Raw genomic sequence first — 16659 nt, forward strand, 5'->3', positions numbered from 1 at the left:
GTCCTCCCGGGCGACATTGCCTACGCGGTGGTAGAGGGCTGCGCTGATTCTGCGCACATACCGCGCGGTATGTCACTAGCGGAAGGAAAATTGTGTCCGCGGGGTGTCCCTCGGCGTCCCTCAGCGGGCCAGTACCAGCTCGGGGTCCTCGCGCAGTTTGCCCAGGGCCCGGGAGACCGCCGACTTCACCGTGCCGACCGACACGCCGAGCACCTCGGCGGTCTGGGCCTCGCTGAGGTCCTCGTAGTAGCGCAGGACGACCATCGCCCGCTGCCGGGCCGGCAGTCTCAGGATCGCCCGCCACATGGCGTCGTGGAGTGCCTGCCGTTCGGCCGGGTCGTCGCCGCCGGGCAGCGGCTCCGGCTCGGGGAGTTCCTCGCAGGAGAACTCGTCCACCCTGCGCTTGCGCCACTGCGAGGTCCGCGTGTTCAGCAGCGCACGGCGCACGTAGCCGTCCAGCGCCCGGTGGTCCTCGATCCGCTCCCACGCCACGTAGGTCTTGGCGAGCGCGGTCTGCAGCAGGTCCTCGGCGTCGCTGGGGTTGGCGGTCAGCGAACGCGCGGTGCGCAGCAGGACCGGCTGGCGGGCCCTCACGTACGACGCGAAGGACGGGTACGCGGTCTGCCGCCCTGGTGCGGCGGCGGCCGAGGCGCTGGTGCAGACGGGTGTGGTCATGGCTCCCACGCTAGGAGCGTGCCCGGTCCGGCGGATCGGCCGCAGGTCCCGAAGCGGCGTCCCCCTCAGGTTGTAGGGGTGGGGCCGTCCCCACCTCCTGAAGGTGGACGGCGGATCCACCCCGTCTGCGGGTCCGACCCTGACTCCGGTCCCGGGCGGGAGGCCACCGGCTCAGCCGTCGGCCGCGAGGACCAGCCCCGACGTCGGCACGCCGGTACCGGCCGTCACCAGGGTCCGGGCCGCTCCCGGTATCTGGTTCACCGCCGTGCCGCGCACCTGGCGCACCGCTTCGGCGATGCCGTTCATCCCATGCAGATACGCCTCCCCGAGCTGCCCCCCGTGGGTGTTGAGCGGGAGCCGTTCCGCGGCCACGAAGTCCGCCGCCTCGCCCCGGCCGCAGAACCCGAACTCCTCCAGCTGCATCAGCACGAACGGGGTGAAGTGGTCGTAGAGGATCCCCACGTCGATGTCGGACGGACCGAACCCGGACGTCCGCCACAACTGGCGGGCCACCACGCCCATCTCCGGCAGACCGGTCAGGTCGTCGCGGTAGAAGCCGGTCATCTGCTCCTGCGCCCGGCCGGCGCCCTGGGCGGCCGCCACGATCACGGCGGGCGGGCGCGGCAGGTCGCGGGCCCGCTCCAGCGAGGTGACGACGACCGCCTGCCCGCCGTCGGTCTCCTGGCAGCAGTCCAGCAGCCGCAGCGGCTCCACGATCCAGCGGGACGCGGCATGCTCCGCGAGCGTGATCGGGCGGCCGTGGAACCAGGCCGCGGGATTGGTCGCCGCGTACTTGCGGTCCACCACCGCCACGTGCCCGAACGCCTCCGGCGTCAGCGCATGGGCGTGCAGATACCGCTGTGCCGCCATCGCCACCCAGGAGGCCGGGGTGAGCAGACCGAACGGCAGGGTCCAGCCCAGCGCCGCACCCTCCGCCGACGGCTCCCGGTGCCGCACGCCCGCGCCGAACCTGCGGCCCGAGCGCTCGTTGAAGGCCCGGTAGCAGACCACCACCTCCGCCAGTCCCGTCGCCACCGCGAGCGCGGCCTGCTGGACGGTCGCGCAGGCCGCCCCGCCGCCGTAGTGGACGCGGGAGAAGAAGGACAGCTCGCCCATCCCGCAGGCCTGGGCCACCGTGATCTCCGGGCTGGTGTCCATCGTGAAGGTCACCAGGCCGTCCACGTCGGCCGCCGTGAGACCCGCGTCGTCGAGCGCCGCGCGCACCGCCTCCACCGCGAGCCGCAGCTCGCTGCGCCCGGAGTCCTTGGAGAACTCGGTGGCCCCGATGCCGGCGATCGCGGCCCGGCCGCCGAGGCCGTCCCGCCGGTGGAGGCTCATGAGCCGGCCCCCGGCACCGAGGGGCCCGGTCCGCCGGCGGCGGGGACGGTGACCGTCACCGTGCCGGTGACGTGGGTGCCGATGCCGTTGGCGCCGACGACCCGCACCGTGACGGTGTCCCCGTCGACCGCCTCGACCCGGCCCGTCAGCACCATCGTGTCGCCCGGATGGTTGGGCGCGCCGAGCCTGATGGCGACCCCGCGGAGCACCGCGGAGGGACCGAAGTGGTCCGTGATGTACCGGCCGACCAGGCCGTTGGTCGTCAGGATGTTCATGAAGACGTCCGGCGAGCCCTTCCGCCGGGCCAGTTCGGCGTCGTGGTGCACGTCCTGGTAGTCCCGGGACGCGATCGCGCCCGCCACGATCAGGGTGCGCGTGACCGGGATCTCCAGCGCGGGCAGCTCGGCGCCCACCGTCGGTGCTGTCGGTGCCGTCGTCATCCCTCACTCCCCATGTGCGATCGACTCCCCCAGTTCCTGGAGCAGTTCGGGGCCGCAGCCCAGGTGGGCGTCCAGCTGCCGGCCCCACAGGAAGTGCCGGTGCACCGGATGGCCGACGTCGGCCCCGGCCCCGCCGTGCAGATGCTGACCGGTGTGCACGACCCGCGCTCCCGCCTCGGACGCCCACCAGGCGGCGGTCAGCGCGTGCGTGGCGTACGGCAGTCCCGCGTCCCGGCGCCAGGCCGCCTCGTAGGCCGTGACCCGTATCGCCTCGGTGTCCAGGTGGGCGTCGGCGGCACGCAGCTGGACGGCCTGCCGGGTGGCGAGCGGTCGCCCGAACTGCTCCCGGGTGTTCGTGTGCGCCACCGCCCGTGCCAACGATCCCGCGCACACCCCGGCCTGGAGTCCGGCGAAGGCCGTACGGGCGGTGGCGAGGACGTCGGCGTAGGCGCCGGGGCCGCCCAGGGGTTCGGCCGGCGCCCGGTCCAGGGTGAGCCGGGCCGCCGACCAGGGGGCCGTCAGCTCCACGGGCGCGGTCGCCGTGCCCTCGCCGAGCGGGGCCAGCCACAGCCGCCGGCCGGCGTCGGCGATCAGGACGTGGGTGGCGTCCCGCAGCCAGGGCACGACGGGGACGGTGCCGGTCAGCTCACCCGCCGCCGAGGCCCGTACGCCCTGCTGCGCCGGGAAGGCCCCGGTGACCACCAGGGAGCCGTCGTCGATGCCGGGCAGCAGCCGCTCGCGCTGCTCGGGGCCGCCGTGCGCCAGGACCGCCAGCCGGCCGTAGACGCACGCCGCCGCGTACGGCACCTGGGCCGTGGTGCGGCCCTGTTCCTCCAGCAGCAGCACCAGCCCGAGCAGCCCCAGCTCCCCGACCGCGCCGATCAGGCCGGCCGTGCTCAGGGCCTTCCACAGCTCCGGGTCGCTGCCGGTGCCCACGGCCGTCAGGCGCTCGTGGCCGGCCAGGTCGCCGAAGATCCGCGCGGCGAGGTCCCGGGCCCCGGCCTGGGCCTCGGTGGGGGTGAAGTCCACCTCAGCCCTCGCCTTCGACGACCCGGAAGACGGGCAGGTCCAGCGTGCCGTCGGCGGCGCCCTCCACCGCGTACCGCCGGAACTCCAGCCGCACCGGCAGCCCGATGCGCACCTTGTCGTACGGCACCCCCACCACGTTGCTCACCATCCGCACGCCCTCGGCGAGTTCGATCAGGCCGACGGCGTACGGCCCCGCCGCGCCGGAGCCCTCGTCGGTGTCCGTGAAGGCCGGGAAGGGCGGGTGGTGCATCACCACGTAGGAGTGGACCGTGCCCGCGCCGCCCGCCTCGACCGTGTCCCAGTCCGGGCCGCCGCAGGTGTTGCAGCCCGGCAGCCAGGGGTGGCGCAGGGTGCCGCAGCCGGTGCAGCGCTGGATGAGCAGCCGGTGCTCGGCCACGCCCCGCCAGAAGCCCTCGTTGTCCCGGTTGACCACCGGGTGGGGGCGCCGCGCCCGGGGCCGGGTGCGCGCGGGCGCGTACTTGAGGATGCGGAAGCGGTGGGTGCCGACCAGGTCGCCGCCGACACGGACGTCCGTGCGGGTCGTGACGAAGTGTCCCGTGCCCAGTCTCGTCGTCTTGCGGTCGGAGACCGACTCGATCACCGAGTCGAACGCGACCTCGTCGCCGGGGCGCAGGGGCCGCAGGTACTCCTGCTCGCAGTCGGTGGCCACCACCGCCGTGCAGCCCGCCGCGTCGAGCAGGGCGAGCAGTTCGTCGTAGGCGCCCGTGCGGCCCTCGTGCCTGGAGAGGCCGCCCATCGTCCAGGCCTGGAGCATGGTGGGCGGGGCGACGGCGTCGGGGCCGGAGTAGGCCGGGTGGGTGTCGCCCATCGCCTCGCACCAGTGCCGGATCATCGGCGCGTTCACCGGGTCCTTGCCCACGCCCCCGACGGCTGCCGGGCGGCCCTCGTACGCCTTGAGCCGCGCCACCGACGGCGCCCGGTCCCCGTCCCGCGGCGGCCCGGCCGCCGGCACCCGGCCCACCGGGCCCGCGTCCGCCGCCCCGCCGCCGTACGCCCCGCCGCTTCCGGGCTCGCCGCCTCGCTCCCCGCCCGCTCCGCTCACCTCCGCCCCCTCGTCATCCCGAGCCGCATCGTCGCGACGATCTCCCGCTGCACCTCGCTCACCCCGCCCCCGAACGTGTTGATCTGTGCCGCCCTGTTCAGCCGCTCCAGCTCGCCGTCGCCGAACGCGCCGGGCGATCCGGAACGGACCAGCCCCGCCGACTCGCCGGCCCCCAGTACGTGCTGGCACATCCGGTACACCGCGACCGCCGATTCGGTCCCCGCGAACTTCACGCCGCTCGCGTCGCCGGGGGCGGGCCCGCCGCTCGCCAGGTCGGCGACGAGACGCCAGTTGAGCAGGCGGGTCGCGGCCAGCCGGGCGTGCGCCTCGGCCAGCTGCGCCCGCACCCACGGCTCGTCCACCCGGCGCCGCCCGGTCACCGGATCCGGGGTACGGACGGCGTCCAGCACCGCCGCGAGGAAGTCCTCGGCCTGCATCCCGACCGCCGCCAGCGCGACGCGTTCGTGGTTGAGCTGGCCGGTGATCAGCGACCAGCCCTGGTTCTCGGTGCCGACGAGGTTCCCTGCGGGCACCCGGACGCCGTCGTAGTAGGTGGCCGTCGTCGTCTGCCCGCCCACGGTCTCGATCGGCGTCCAGGAGAACCCCGGTGCGTCGGTCGGGACGAGGAGGACGGAGATGCCCCGGTGGCCGGGGGCGTCCGGGTCGGTGCGGCAGGCGAGCCAGATCCAGTCGGCGTGCTGGGCGCCGGAGGTGAAGACCTTCTGGCCGTCGATCCGCCAGCCGTCGCCGTCGCGCACGGCCCGGGTGCGCAGGGAGGCGAGGTCGGTGCCGGCGGAGGGTTCGGTGTAGCCGATGGCGAAGACCAGCTCACCGCTGAGGATCCCGGGCAGGAAGCGGGCCTTCTGGGCCTCGCTGCCGTACTTCATGAGGGTGGGGCCGACCGTGTTCAGCGTGACCATGGAGACGGGCGCGCCGGCCCGGTACGCCTCGTCGAAGAACACGAACTGCTCGTCCGCGCCCCGGCCGCGGCCCCCGTACGCGGCGGGCCAGCCGAGGCCCAGCCAGCCGTCGGCGCCGATGCGGCGCAGCAGGGCGCGCGGATCGGCGGGCTCGCCGCCCTCCGGCATGAGGTCGCGGAAGTAGGCGCGGAGTTCGGCGCGCAGGCGCTGCTGCCGCTCGGTGGGGGCGAGGTGCACGGCGGACCTCCCGGCCACACTCGGCTGACGGGAACAGTTTCTGACTGTCCGTCAGATCGAGGGTGGTGTCAAGGTCGGCTCCGCGGCCGGCCCGCCCGGCGAACGCCTGCGCGGCGGTACCGAAGTACCGCCGCGCGGACGTGTGACGACCCCGAAGCACCCCGCGAGGCCCTCCCGTGGAGGAACCTCGCACCGCGCTCACCAGAGGCGGGTGAAGCGGACGGCGACGTTCTCGTTGCCCTGCTGGATGGCCGTGAACGCGGAGCCGTTCACCTGCGCGGTGTTGCTCTGGTTCGAGGCTCCGGAGCCGACCGCGCTCTGCTGTGCGGTGGACGAGTTGCCGTTGTTGTCGTGGCCGACCCCGCTGCCGACGACGGAGGCCACTCCCGCGTTCGATCCGTCGTCCGCGAAGCCGCCGTTGTCCGCGGTCGCGACGCCGGTGAAAAGGGCGGCTGCGAGGGGGAGCGCGGCGACGGCGGCGAGAACGCGGGCGGTACGGATGCTTGCCATGTTGTTCCTCCAGAACCAAGCACTGAGCGGCCCTAGGGCCGGAAGTACGTGAACTACGGCTTACGTCAGGGCAGTTGGCCGACCGCCCCGACTGTCGTGGACGACGTCGCGCAACCAGAGTTGCCCACCGAATCCCCGGCGAACCACTCCCTAAGCCCCGATTCGCACGCAAGCGTGATGACAAGTCGATAAACCCCCATCACCACTTTTCCGCACCTCCCGTCCCGATCCGGGGCGAGAACGGATGTTCAGCAGTGAAGCGACACAGGAGGGGAATCGTTACGGCACATTTCGCTCCAATCCGTCATCACTCCGGCGCGCCGCGACCGCCCCCTCTTCCCTTTTTCGAACATGCGTACGAACATAGAGGCATGGCCACCATCGACCGGCAGACCACGACGCTGGCCCTCGCACACGCCCTGTCGGCCGCCGAGCGCGGTCTCGCCGTCATTCCCCTGTCCCGGACGAAGCTCCCCGCGCTGCGCTCGCCGCACCGGGCCGGACCCGACCCGGCGGGGCCGCGCTGCCACGGCGAGTGCGGCCGCTTCGGGCACGGCGTGTACGACGCCTCCACCGACCCCGTCCGCATCCGGGAGCTGTTCGCCGCGGCCCCCTGGGCCACCGGTTACGGCATCGCCTGCGGCCTGCCGCCGTACCACCTGATCGGTGTCGACCTGGACACCAAGTCCGACACGGACTCCTCGGTCGCCCTGCGTGAGCTGGCCCTGCGCCATCTGTTCACGATCCCGGAGACGGTCGTCGTCCTCACCCCGAGCGGCGGCCGGCACCTGTGGCTGACCGGCCCGCCGGACGCCGTCGTGCCGAACTCCGCCGGGCGCCTCGCCCCCGGCATCGACATCCGGGGCGCCGGCGGCTACCTCGTGGGCCCCGGCTCCCGCACCGACCACGGCGTCTACGCCACCGCCCCCGGCACCTCGCACCTGGCCCCCGCCGCCTGCCCGCCGTCCCTGCTCCGTCTGCTCCTGCCACCGCCCCGGGCGAGCCACCCGGCCCCGCCCGCACCCGGCGACCATGGCCGCGGGCTGGTGCACTTCGTCCTCTGCGCCCACGAGGGCCAGCGCAACACCCGTCTGTTCTGGGCCGCCTGCCGCGCCTACGAGAACGGCATCGGCCCCGCCCTGGCCGACCCGCTGACCGAGGCGGCCCGCCACACCGGCCTGTCCGAACGCGAGGCCCGCGCGACGATCGCCTCGGCGGCCCGGATGACCGGGCACCAGCCCTGAGAAGCCGGGGGAGCGGCGGCTGACCACCGCACGCACGGAAGGGGTGCCCCGTCGAGGGGCACCCCTTCCCGCGCGCGGGACCTCGGCCGCTACGGGGCGTAGACCTGCTCCAGGCGGTCGATGGAACCGTCCTCGCCGGTCTCGTACTTGAACACCAGCCCGGAGTCCGGGTGCGCCTCGACCCAGTCGATCAGCTCCTGCACGCCGATGCGCCGGTTCGCGCTGCCGTCGGTGACGGGGTTGGTGGCGGTGACGTACGCGGCCTGGTCCAGGGCCCAGCGGCTGTCCTCGCCGGTGACGACGAACGGCGCGCCGTCGCCGTCACCGCCCGCGCACCCCCAGGCGCCGTGCTGGATGACGAGGTTCACCTTGCCGGTGGAGGCGGGGAGTTCCTCGACGCGGTAGAGCGCGAACTCGTCGGGGTCGACGTGGTCCGGGTCCGGCGCCTTGGTGACACAGCCGGTCGACGGCGCCGCGCTCTTGCCGGGCCCCGCCGTTTCGGTGCCCTTGCCGGCCGGCGTGGCGGCCGTCCCGCCGCCCGTGCCCGCCGTGCCGCCGCCCTTGCCCGCGCCCTCGCCCCCTTGCCGGTGCCCCCCTTGCCGGTACCCCCTTGCCGGTGCCCGCCTTGCCGGGCGCCGAGGCGGCCGTGGCACCCGCGCCCGGGGTGCCGTCCGGGCCGCCGCCTTGTCGTCCCCCTGGCATCCGGTGAGTACGGCGGCCAGCGCGACGGCGGCGAGGGCGACGGCGACGGGTCTGCGGCGATGGGCCTGCATGTGGAACTTCCCCCCTGGTCACGGGCAGCCCGGCCGGCCGCTCCGAACCGGACCGTACTCCCGGCCCGTTCGCGACCGCAGCACCCCGTCGGCCCGTGTGACGGACTCGGGACACCGCCGTCACCACGCGCGGATCCTGTGACGGGCGCGGCACACCGCTCCCACCGCCGCCTCGCCCGCCCGGCGCCGGAAGCCGCTCGGCGGCCGGCGGCCGGCGCCGGTGCGCGCGCCCCCGGCCGGTGGTCAGATGCTCACGGGGACCGGGTGGATCTCGTCGGCCGGGTGCCCGGTCCGTTCGTGGATGCGCTGGACGGCGTCCGCCGAGGGTGCCGCGGACAGGCAGTAGACCGTGCCGGACTCCGGGTCCGCCCAGGCCCGTTCGAAGTGGACGCCCTCGTCGTGCTCGATGGCGAGGTCGGCCCGGTGGGCCTCCATCAGCTGGTCCGCCGTGATGCCCTGCATCCCGTGGTGGACATCCATGAACTGGGGCATGAGGAGCACCTCCTTCCGGCCGCCGCGTCCCGGCGTTCGGCACGGCCGGGTCCGCCTGCCGGCTCCGTCGGTTCCATCCTCTGCCCTCGGGACCGCGTCGGCGACCGCACGGCCCCGGCACGCGAAAGGGCCCCCGACCCGGTATCCGTTACCTGGTCGGGGGCCCATTCACCTGGCGGTGGGTGTGGGATTTGAACCCACGGTGACTCGCGCCACGACGGTTTTCAAGACCGTTCCCTTAGGCCGCTCGGGCAACCCACCTCGTCCCCGCGCCACCTGGGACGGAGCGGGTACAGCGTACCGGGAGCGGGCGCCCGGCGGGCGGCGTGGTCCACATGCGGCCGCCCGCTCCGTCCGCCCGCGCCCGTCACGGCGGTACGAGGAGCATGCGGACGGCGAGTGACGTGATCACGACGCTGGAGGCCAGGGCGGTGAGGAGCCGCCCACGGCTGCCGGTCAGCAGCCGGCCGAGCAGTGCTCCCCCGCCGGCGAGCAGCAGCTGCCAGCTGGTGGAGGCCGCGAAGGCGGCGAGCACGAACACGGTCCGCTCCGGGGCGTCGGCCACCGCACCGGTCTGGCTGCCGAGCACGAGGGCCGCGAAGTAGATCACGGTGAGCGGGTTCGCCATCGTGATGCCCCACAGCCCCAGATAGGCCCGCGCGGGCCCCGGGGGCGCGTCGTCGGTGCGGGCCGCCGTCCCCGGGGCGCGGTGACGGGCGATCGCCGTCGCCGCGCTGTGCGCCGCCAGCGCGAGGAGGACCAGGGCCGCGCCCCAGCGCAACTGGGGCGCGACCGGTTCGACGACGCGCGTCAGCGCGGAGCCGCCGATCACGGCGATCGCCGCGTACAGGCCGTCGGCCGTCGCCACACCGAGGGCGGCACAGGCGCCGATCCGCAAGGAGGTCCGGGCGGTCAGCGCCACGAGGTACGCCGCGACCGCTCCCACGGGCATGGCGATGCCATAGCCGGCGAGGAGCCCCGCGACGAGGGCCGCGCTCATGCGGAGACGGGCGTCGGTCTCCACGGTCGGCCGGTCTGCTGCTGGGCGCGCGCCGATCGGACGGCGGCGGGCAGCGACAGGAGTGCGGTGAGGGAGGTCATGGGGAGATCGTGCGGGCGGCACGGCCGCCCGGACAAGTCGTTTTCCGTGGTGACGGACGGGGCGTGGCCAAGGCGCCCAAACGGGCCGTGAGTTGGTGGTGGGCGCCGTGGGCACGCGAAAGGGGTGCCCCCGTGGAGAGGCACCCCTGTGCGCGCGTACCGCCCGCCGGTGTCAGCTGTCGCCGTCGCGCGAGCCCAGCGCCAGGTCCACCGTGTGCTCCTGGCCGCCCCGCTTGTAGGTGATCTTGACCTTGTCGCCCGGCTTGTGCGTCCAGATCTCGCCGATCAGGGTCGGGCCGCTGTCGATGACGTGGTCGTCGAGCTTGGTGATGACGTCACCGGGCTTGAGGCCGGCCTTGTCGGCCGGTCCGCCCGTCTCGACCGCCGCGGCGCCCGCCGCGCCCTGGTCGGTGATCTTCGCGCCGTCGGTGGAGTCCTCCAGGGAGACGGACGCGCCGATCTTCGCGTACACCGGCTTGCCGGTCTTGATCAGCTGCTGGGCGACGTACTTCGCCTGGTTGATCGGGATCGCGAAGCCCAGGCCGATCGAGCCGGACTGGCCGGAGCCGAAGCCGCCGCTGCTGCTGGACTGGATCGCGGAGTTGATGCCGATGACCGCGCCGGAGGCGTCCAGCAGCGGGCCGCCCGAGTTGCCCGGGTTGATGGACGCGTCGGTCTGCAGGGCGCTCATGTACGACGCCTTGCTGCTGGAGCTGCCGTCGCTGGAGGCGACGGGGCGGTCCTTGGCGCTGATGATGCCGGTCGTCACGGTGTTGGACAGACCGAAGGGGGCGCCGATGGCGATCGTCTCGTCGCCGACGGCCACCTTGTCGGAGTTGCCGAGGGCGAGCGGGTTCAGGTCGGACGGCGCGTTCTTGAGCTTGATGACGGCGACGTCGTAGCCCTGCGCGTGGCCGACGATCTCGGCGTCGTACTTCTTGCCGTCGGGGAAGGTGGCCGTGAGCTTGCCGCCGTCCACCGCGTCGGCGACCACGTGGTTGTTGGTGACGATATGGCCCTGCTTGTCGAAGACGAAGCCGGTGCCCGTGCCGCCCTCGCCGTTGCTGCTCTCGGCCTCGATGGTGACCGTGCTGGGCAGGGCCCTGGCGGCCACGTTGGCGATCGTGCCGGGGGCGCGCTTGACCTGCGCGGCGCCGCTGTCGGAGGCCGAGACGGTGGTGGAGCCGCCGCTGTCGTTGTCCCGGGCCAGGGTGTAGCCGAGGCCGCCGCCCAGACCGCCCGCGACCAGCGCGGCCACCAGGACCGCGGCGACCAGACCGCCGCGCCCGCTGCGGGGCTTCGGGGCGGGCTGCTGGTACGAGGCACCCCAGCCGACGCCGCCGCCACCAGCGCCGCCGTAGCCTCCGGCACCGCCGTCGCCGTAGGTCGGGGTGGACGGCGGCGGGGGCGGCCAGGAGCCGTCGGGGGCCGGGCCCGCCTGGTGCGCGGCGGCCTGGCCGGCGAAGGCCGGATCCTGCTCGTGGGCGGCCGCCCGGGTGTCCTGGGGCACCGGCGGCAGCGGGGCCGTCGGCGCGTTCCCGTCGGGCGCGGGGCCCTGCGGGGAAGCGGCGGGAGAGGCCACCGGCACGGGAGGTGCGGACGGGGCCGGGGGTACCGCGTTGCCCTCGTTCTCGGTGCTCACAGCTCTTCTCCTCGATCCACGCCTGTGTTCGTCGGTCGCACTTGTCTGCAGTCAGCTTTTCCCACGGGCCGTCAGAGCACCATAAGCGGTGGCTGTGGGTCCGGGACTCTTCTTTATATAGGATCTTCAACGCAAAAGTTACATAAAGTTCGAGGGCCTCCGCCCCCGTTCGTCACACGGATTCCTCCGCGCCGCCCCGTCCACCCGGCGACGGTGGCACCATGACGCGGTGACCCACGCACCACAGCACTCCATCCAGGTCGTCGCCCACCGGGGCGCCTCCGAGGACGCGCCCGAGCACACCCTCGCCGCCTACCGGAAGGCGATCGAGGACGGCGCGGACGCCCTCGAGTGCGACGTACGGCTGACCGCGGACGGCCACCTCGTCTGCGTCCACGACCGGCGGGTGAACCGTACCTCCAACGGCCGGGGCGCCGTCTCCGCGCTGGAGCTGGCCGATCTCGCCGCCCTCGACTTCGGCTCCTGGAAGACCCGCGAGGCCTGGCGCGGCCGCGACGAGGAACCCGACTGGGAGCACCGGCCGGAGGACCCGGCGGACACCTCCGTCCTCACGCTGGAGCGACTGCTGGAACTGGTCTCGGACGCGGGGCGGCGGGTGGAGCTGGCCATCGAGACCAAGCACCCCACCCGCTGGGCCGGCCAGGTCGAGGAGCGGCTGCTGATGCTGCTCAAGCGGTTCGGCCTGGACGCGCCGGCCACCGCCGCCGAGTCCCCGGTGCGGATCATGAGCTTCTCGGCGCGCTCGCTGCACCGCGTGCGCGCGGCCGCGCCGACCCTGCCGACGGTCTGCCTGATGCAGTTCGTCTCCCCCAGGCTGCGCGACGGGCGGCTGCCCGCCGGTGTCCGGATCGCCGGGCCCTCGATCCGCATCGTGCGCAACCACCCGGTCCTCGTGGAGCGGCTGAAGGAAGCCGGTCATCAGGTCCACGTGTGGACCGTGAACGAGCCCGAGGACGTCGACCTGTGCGTCCGGCTCGGCGTCGACGCGATCATCACCAACCGCCCGGGCGCGGTGCTGCACCGGCTCGGCCGCTGATCCCCGGGGGCCGGGGCGGCGGTCCGGGAGGCGGTTGTGCCAAGAGGCGGTTAAGGAACGGTGCACGGCCCTTGACCCGGCCGTGGGACTGCTGGATCCTCCCGTCTCGGCCACACCACTGAAATCCAGCCACACGACGACCTCGCGGTCACCGTGGGGGGCCGGATCGTCACGGGGAGTGCTCCGGCGCGTTCGCTTCGGGTACGACCGTTTCGAATGCGTCAGCGGAAGGGGACTGGCCGGTTTCCGGTACAGGCCAATGGGGCATCCACACCGTGGCGTGGGGCGAAGGAGGTCTCGGGGGTGGCGTTGGTGGTGGCACAGGAGGTGCCCACGTCGTCGAGCATGGCCGTACCCCATGGCCCTGCGGGCGTGGGGAAGGCGCGGCACCGGATGCGCGCGCAACTGCGCAGCGGGGGCGTGGCGGAATCGGTCATCGACGATGCCGTACTGATCCTTTCCGAACTTTTGAGCAACGCCTGCAAACACGGGCGGCCCCTGGGCGACGCCCCGGCCGGTGACGGCGACGTCCTGGCCGCGTGGCGGGTCGACCCGCACGGGCGGCTCATCGTCGAGGTCACGGACGGCGGCGGCCCGACCCGCCCGGCACCGGCCACCCCGTCGGTCACGGCGCACGGCGGCCGGGGGCTGAACATCATCACGGCCCTGGCCGACGACTGGGGGGTCCGGGACGACGTCCGGGGCGAGGTGACGGTCTGGGTGGTGGTCCACGAGGACGTCCTCGATCCCGACGCCGGATGCCGGGTGAACGGATTCGCTACGCGCGTCACCGCGCCCTCGATCCCCGGCATGGCCGGCCTGGACTTCGCGGACGCCTTCGAGGACCTGGACCGGCCGCACGCCTGACACGCCGGGGAGCGCCGGTCCGCCCGGGCCGCGCACGGCCCCGTTCCGGCGCGTGGGGACGCCGCGGCCGCCCACCGGTTCACACCAGTGGAGTCGAGCGCGCGTGCGTTGTCCACAGGTTCCCGTCGCTCAGGGCCTGAACGGCTAGGCTCCCGCCGTACCAGAAGAGCCGTAACCGGGAGACCCCACGATGGCCAAGAAGCGACCCCAGACGAAGGCCAAGCGGCCCCAGCTCAGCGACGGGGCCCCCGCCGTAGGCGCTGATGGCGAGATTCCGGTCGTCGGCGCCCGCGAACCCTGCCCCTGCGGCAGCGGCCGGCGCTACAAGGCGTGTCACGGCCGGGCGGCCTCGCACGCCGTGACCGAGCTGGTGCAGCGCCCCTTCGAGGGACTGTCCGGCGAGTGCGATCTGGTGGCCCTGCGCGAGCTGGTCCCGGCCGCGACGGCCGAGCTGACCCTCGCGGGCGGCCTGCCCGAGGGCGTCCCGTCGGTCACCCTCGCCACCGTGCTGCCGATGGCCTGGCCCGCGCTGCGCCGCGACGACGGCTCGGTCATGATCGGCCTGCAGAACGACACGTCGTCCGGCGACATCAGCCGCGACCTCGCCGACACGCTCCAGCGCGCGCTGGTGGCGGAGCCCGGCACCCCGGTGCAGGGCCGCCGCGCCCCCTCCGACGGTCCGCGCCTGCAGGACCTGCTCGACGCCCAGGCCCCCTTCGAGCCGGTCGTGCACGACGGCTTCGAGTTCTGGGTGCCGGACGCGGAGAACGCCACCCCCGAGGTGACCGCCTCCCTGGAGCGGGCCAACGCCGCCGCCATCCCGACGGTGAAGCTGGCCGGCGTGGACGCCGCGTACTGGTGTGAGACCCCGGAGAAGAACCACCTGCGCTGGGTCATGCCGCATCCGGAGGAGCAGCTTCTGGACGCTCTGGCGCGGCTGCACGCGGCGGGCCGCTCCAGCCTCGGCGAGGGCACCCGGCTCGTGGGCTCCTTCCGTGCTCACGGCCTCATCGTGCCGGTCTGGGACCTGCCGAGCGGGGTCACGGCCGAGGACGTGGAGAAGCCGGCCGCCGAGTTCGCCGAGCGCCTCGCCGCCGCGCTCGCGGCCGGGGAGCCGCTCACGGCGGACGAGCGCCGGGCCCGCGGCGGGCTGACCAACCGGCAGGTCACGCTCAGCTGAGGCCCCGCACGGGTGCGTCACGGCTGAACGGCCGGTCAGCCGTGACGACCGTCGGGGCAACAGGTGACTCCTGTCACAACTCCCTGCCCCGACAGGGAAATCGATGGCCGAATGCCCCGGACGGAATTTGCGAACCGCAGATCTCTTGTTACCGTTCGAGTAGCCCGGTTGCTGGTGCATCCCCCGTCGCCAGCAACCGGGCCTTTCCATGTCTGCATCCGGTGTACGCCGGGCAGCCGGACGTCAACTCCCTTTCAGGGCTCAGGAGTTGCTGCCCGAGCGCAGCAGCAGCCCGCCGTCCGGCCCGCGTCCGGCGAACTCGGTGACGGCCGTGTAGGCGTCCGGTCCGCCCCGGCTGTGCTCACGGGGCGTCTCGCAGGTGGCGGGCTCGTCGTCGGTACCGGTCACGCAGTGCATCTGCACGGTCCGGCCGCCCGGCCCCAGCAGGCTCAGCACGGAGTCCAGCGACTCGCCGGTGGCGTTGCGGTAGTAGGTGCGCGCCCAGGTGTCCGCGCCCTGGATCAGCACACAGGTCTGCGCCTCGATGCCCTCGGGCGAGGAGAGTTCCGGCCCGCAGCGGGCGGCGGTCGCGAGACCGATCCCGAGGAGCAGGGGAGAGCGGCTCGGGGCGGCGGAGGGAATCTTCGCGTCCCCACCGTGCGCCGCGGCGTCCGCGTCACGGCCGCCGCCGTCCCTGTCGTGTGCCGCGGCGCCCCCGCCGCCCGCCGCGGTGTCACCGGCCCGCTCGCCGGTGCCGCGCGGCGGGGTCCGGACGGCCGCCGGTCCCGCGTCGCCCACCTGCCCGCCGGAGGCCACGGTCAGCGGCAGCGCGGCCACGGCCGCCACGACGGCCAGGAGGGCGAGCAGACGAAGCCTTCGGGAGTCCGGCCCGCCCGGAAGCGGCTCTGGGACGCGGTGGCCCCCGGAATGACGCTGCATGTGCGGAAGATAACGAGCGCCGGGCCCCGTCCGCCCCGTCCGCGCCGGACACCCCCTACAACTCGGGCGCGCTCACACCCGTACGAGTGAGGGCGTCGACGACCGCGTCCACGACGGCCTCCACGTCGGGCACCCAGGGCGAGGCCGACCCGGGCAGCGGGGCACGCTCCCAGCGGACGCCGCCCTGTCCGGTCTCGGACGGGGGCAGGGCCAGGTAGCCGCCCTCGCCGTGGAAACGCAGGGAGCCGGGCACGAAGTCCTTGGCGTACAGCAGCTCGCCCAGCTGTTCCATGGAGTACGGCTTCACCAGCAGCGCCCAGCGGGTGGGCGAGGCGACGACCGGGCCGAGGCGCATGCCCCGCCGGTCGAGCAGGGCGAGGGCGCGGGAGGCGGCGAGCGCCGGCAGGCTGACCGCGCAGGGCGCCTTGCCGCCGGTGGCCAGGACGATCGGCGCGGCCGGCCGGTTGGTCCACCACCAGCGCACCATGCGCGGGTCGGTGGTGGCCGCGAGCAGACCCGGGTCGAAGGGGTGCGCCCCCGGCACCGTGCAGTCCGGGTCGGGGCAGGCGCAGCGCGACCGCGCCCGCGGATCCGGGGCCACGCCCGGGAGCACGGGCCACTGCCATTCCGCGTAGTTCAGGGCCGCGCTGAGCAGCTCGGGCCTCCCGCCGTTCCGCCTGGACAGGAGCCTGCGTCGCCTTCCGAGGATCTCGCGCATGAGCGCTCGTTCCTTTCCGTTGCACCGCTGGCAACACCGTGGTCCACATCACAACATGAGTCGATCACTTCACTGTGCGTACCTGTTGGCGCATCACACCCCTGCGCACGACAGGGGGAACCCCGTGGGGTCGAGCATCGGCCGCGCCCGCGTTCCTGGTGCGTCCGGTACGAGCACGGCTGCGGCGTGGGGGTGGCGAAGCATGGCGTTTGCCGTCGCGCGTATTTCTCTCCGCCTCCGCCACGGGAGGATGGGGCTCGGCCGTCGGTGGCTATGACGCCCGGGTCCGTCGCCAGGTTCCGGGTGGCCCCCAGCCACCCCTGGCCTTCTCCGAGTACGTACCCATCACGACCGCTGTGACGCTCCGTGGAGCAGGGCCAGTCGACCGCAATGGACCGATACCTGAGGCAGTTTTCAGCCAACTTGGCAGTAAG

17 protein-coding genes and 1 tRNA gene are annotated in these 16659 nt (G+C 73.9%); 4 read left to right on the forward strand and 14 right to left on the reverse strand.

Annotation, left to right across the window (positions count from 1 at the left end):
* Nucleotides 1-120 precede the first annotated feature (120 nt).
* The 7 genes from N8I86_RS19255 to N8I86_RS19285 form a co-directional block, all read right to left on the reverse strand.
* Complete coding sequence (locus N8I86_RS19255; RefSeq protein ID WP_073887098.1) at nucleotides 121-675, reverse strand: SigE family RNA polymerase sigma factor; 555 nt, start codon at nucleotides 673-675, stop codon at nucleotides 121-123.
* A 171-nt stretch (nucleotides 676-846) separates the two neighbouring features.
* Complete coding sequence (locus tag N8I86_RS19260; protein WP_263278306.1) at nucleotides 847-2013, reverse strand: lipid-transfer protein; 1167 nt, start codon at nucleotides 2011-2013, stop codon at nucleotides 847-849.
* Nucleotides 2010-2453 (reverse strand): hotdog family protein, encoded by a 444-nt coding sequence (locus N8I86_RS19265; RefSeq protein WP_073887102.1) that lies wholly within the window; start codon nucleotides 2451-2453, stop codon nucleotides 2010-2012. Before N8I86_RS19265 ends, N8I86_RS19260 begins: the two co-directional genes overlap by 4 nt.
* A 3-nt stretch (nucleotides 2454-2456) precedes the next feature.
* The gene (locus N8I86_RS19270) at nucleotides 2457-3482 is read right to left on the reverse strand and encodes an acyl-CoA dehydrogenase family protein (RefSeq protein ID WP_263278307.1); all 1026 of its coding nucleotides are present in this window, start codon (nucleotides 3480-3482) and stop codon (nucleotides 2457-2459) included.
* A gap of 1 nt (nucleotide 3483) precedes the next feature.
* Nucleotides 3484-4455: a bifunctional MaoC family dehydratase N-terminal/OB-fold nucleic acid binding domain-containing protein gene (locus N8I86_RS19275; protein ID WP_263280125.1), complete on the reverse strand. Its 972-nt coding sequence runs from the start codon at nucleotides 4453-4455 to the stop codon at nucleotides 3484-3486.
* Between the two features lie 86 nt (nucleotides 4456-4541).
* Entirely contained in the window at nucleotides 4542-5702 is a 1161-nt protein-coding gene (locus tag N8I86_RS19280; RefSeq protein ID WP_073887106.1) for an acyl-CoA dehydrogenase family protein, read from the reverse strand.
* Nucleotides 5703-5900: 198 nt separating this feature from the next.
* Nucleotides 5901-6212 (reverse strand): hypothetical protein, encoded by a 312-nt coding sequence (locus tag N8I86_RS19285; protein WP_073887108.1) that lies wholly within the window; start codon nucleotides 6210-6212, stop codon nucleotides 5901-5903.
* A gap of 371 nt (nucleotides 6213-6583) precedes the next feature.
* On the opposite strand from N8I86_RS19285, the gene N8I86_RS19290 reads away from it, so the two are divergent.
* Nucleotides 6584-7456: a bifunctional DNA primase/polymerase gene (locus N8I86_RS19290; RefSeq protein ID WP_073887110.1), complete on the forward strand. Its 873-nt coding sequence runs from the start codon at nucleotides 6584-6586 to the stop codon at nucleotides 7454-7456.
* 89 nt (nucleotides 7457-7545) lie between these two features.
* On the opposite strand, the gene N8I86_RS19295 is transcribed toward N8I86_RS19290, so the two are convergent.
* The 5 genes from N8I86_RS19295 to N8I86_RS19315 form a co-directional block, all read right to left on the reverse strand.
* Nucleotides 7546-8229, reverse strand: a complete 684-nt coding sequence (locus tag N8I86_RS19295) for a hypothetical protein (protein ID WP_263278308.1) — start codon at nucleotides 8227-8229, stop codon at nucleotides 7546-7548.
* 243 nt (nucleotides 8230-8472) lie between these two features.
* Nucleotides 8473-8721, reverse strand: coding sequence for an SCO4226 family nickel-binding protein (locus tag N8I86_RS19300; RefSeq protein WP_073887114.1), 249 nt, complete (start codon nucleotides 8719-8721; stop codon nucleotides 8473-8475).
* A 173-nt stretch (nucleotides 8722-8894) separates the two neighbouring features.
* A tRNA-Ser gene (locus tag N8I86_RS19305) sits at nucleotides 8895-8982 on the reverse strand.
* 106 nt (nucleotides 8983-9088) lie between these two features.
* Nucleotides 9089-9721: a LysE family transporter gene (locus N8I86_RS19310; protein WP_263278309.1), complete on the reverse strand. Its 633-nt coding sequence runs from the start codon at nucleotides 9719-9721 to the stop codon at nucleotides 9089-9091.
* Nucleotides 9722-9994: 273 nt separating this feature from the next.
* Nucleotides 9995-11464, reverse strand: coding sequence for a S1C family serine protease (locus N8I86_RS19315; protein WP_263278310.1), 1470 nt, complete (start codon nucleotides 11462-11464; stop codon nucleotides 9995-9997).
* Between the two features lie 229 nt (nucleotides 11465-11693).
* On the opposite strand from N8I86_RS19315, the gene N8I86_RS19320 reads away from it, so the two are divergent.
* The 3 genes from N8I86_RS19320 (at nucleotide 11694) to N8I86_RS19330 (ending at nucleotide 14568) form a co-directional block, all read left to right on the forward strand.
* Nucleotides 11694-12521, forward strand: a complete 828-nt coding sequence (locus N8I86_RS19320) for a glycerophosphodiester phosphodiesterase (RefSeq protein ID WP_073887117.1) — start codon at nucleotides 11694-11696, stop codon at nucleotides 12519-12521.
* Between the two features lie 216 nt (nucleotides 12522-12737).
* Nucleotides 12738-13388: an ATP-binding protein gene (locus N8I86_RS19325; RefSeq protein ID WP_073887119.1), complete on the forward strand. Its 651-nt coding sequence runs from the start codon at nucleotides 12738-12740 to the stop codon at nucleotides 13386-13388.
* Nucleotides 13389-13578: 190 nt separating this feature from the next.
* Complete coding sequence (locus tag N8I86_RS19330) at nucleotides 13579-14568, forward strand: DUF5926 family protein (RefSeq protein WP_123437387.1); 990 nt, start codon at nucleotides 13579-13581, stop codon at nucleotides 14566-14568.
* 261 nt (nucleotides 14569-14829) lie between these two features.
* Here N8I86_RS19330 and N8I86_RS19335 read toward each other — a convergent pair whose 3' ends face one another.
* Nucleotides 14830-15435 (reverse strand): hypothetical protein, encoded by a 606-nt coding sequence (locus N8I86_RS19335; protein WP_404830878.1) that lies wholly within the window; start codon nucleotides 15433-15435, stop codon nucleotides 14830-14832.
* Between the two features lie 127 nt (nucleotides 15436-15562).
* On the reverse strand, nucleotides 15563-16225 hold the full coding sequence (locus N8I86_RS19340) for a bifunctional DNA primase/polymerase (RefSeq protein WP_073887123.1): 663 nt from the start codon (nucleotides 16223-16225) through the stop codon (nucleotides 15563-15565).
* Nucleotides 16226-16659 lie beyond the last annotated feature (434 nt).

It is taken from the genome of Streptomyces albidicamelliae, from assembly GCF_025642175.1.
Taxonomy (GTDB): Bacteria; Actinomycetota; Actinomycetes; order Streptomycetales; family Streptomycetaceae; genus Streptomyces; species Streptomyces albidocamelliae.

Excerpts from the sequence above, each read along its gene's own strand:
- N8I86_RS19255 (WP_073887098.1), bottom strand. The coding sequence starts at position 675 with ATGACCACACCCGTCTGCACCAGCGCCTCGGCCGCCGCCGCACCAGGG.
- N8I86_RS19260 (WP_263278306.1), bottom strand. The coding sequence starts at position 2,013 with ATGAGCCTCCACCGGCGGGACGGCCTCGGCGGCCGGGCCGCGATCGCC.
- N8I86_RS19265 (WP_073887102.1), bottom strand. The coding sequence starts at position 2,453 with ATGACGACGGCACCGACAGCACCGACGGTGGGCGCCGAGCTGCCCGCG.
- N8I86_RS19285 (WP_073887108.1), bottom strand. The coding sequence starts at position 6,212 with ATGGCAAGCATCCGTACCGCCCGCGTTCTCGCCGCCGTCGCCGCGCTC.
- N8I86_RS19290 (WP_073887110.1), top strand. The coding sequence starts at position 6,584 with ATGGCCACCATCGACCGGCAGACCACGACGCTGGCCCTCGCACACGCC.
- N8I86_RS19295 (WP_263278308.1), bottom strand. The coding sequence starts at position 8,229 with ATGCAGGCCCATCGCCGCAGACCCGTCGCCGTCGCCCTCGCCGCCGTC.
- N8I86_RS19300 (WP_073887114.1), bottom strand. The coding sequence starts at position 8,721 with ATGCCCCAGTTCATGGATGTCCACCACGGGATGCAGGGCATCACGGCG.
- N8I86_RS19310 (WP_263278309.1), bottom strand. The coding sequence starts at position 9,721 with ATGAGCGCGGCCCTCGTCGCGGGGCTCCTCGCCGGCTATGGCATCGCC.
- N8I86_RS19325 (WP_073887119.1), top strand. The coding sequence starts at position 12,738 with ATGCGTCAGCGGAAGGGGACTGGCCGGTTTCCGGTACAGGCCAATGGG.
- N8I86_RS19330 (WP_123437387.1), top strand. The coding sequence starts at position 13,579 with ATGGCCAAGAAGCGACCCCAGACGAAGGCCAAGCGGCCCCAGCTCAGC.
- N8I86_RS19340 (WP_073887123.1), bottom strand. The coding sequence starts at position 16,225 with ATGCGCGAGATCCTCGGAAGGCGACGCAGGCTCCTGTCCAGGCGGAAC.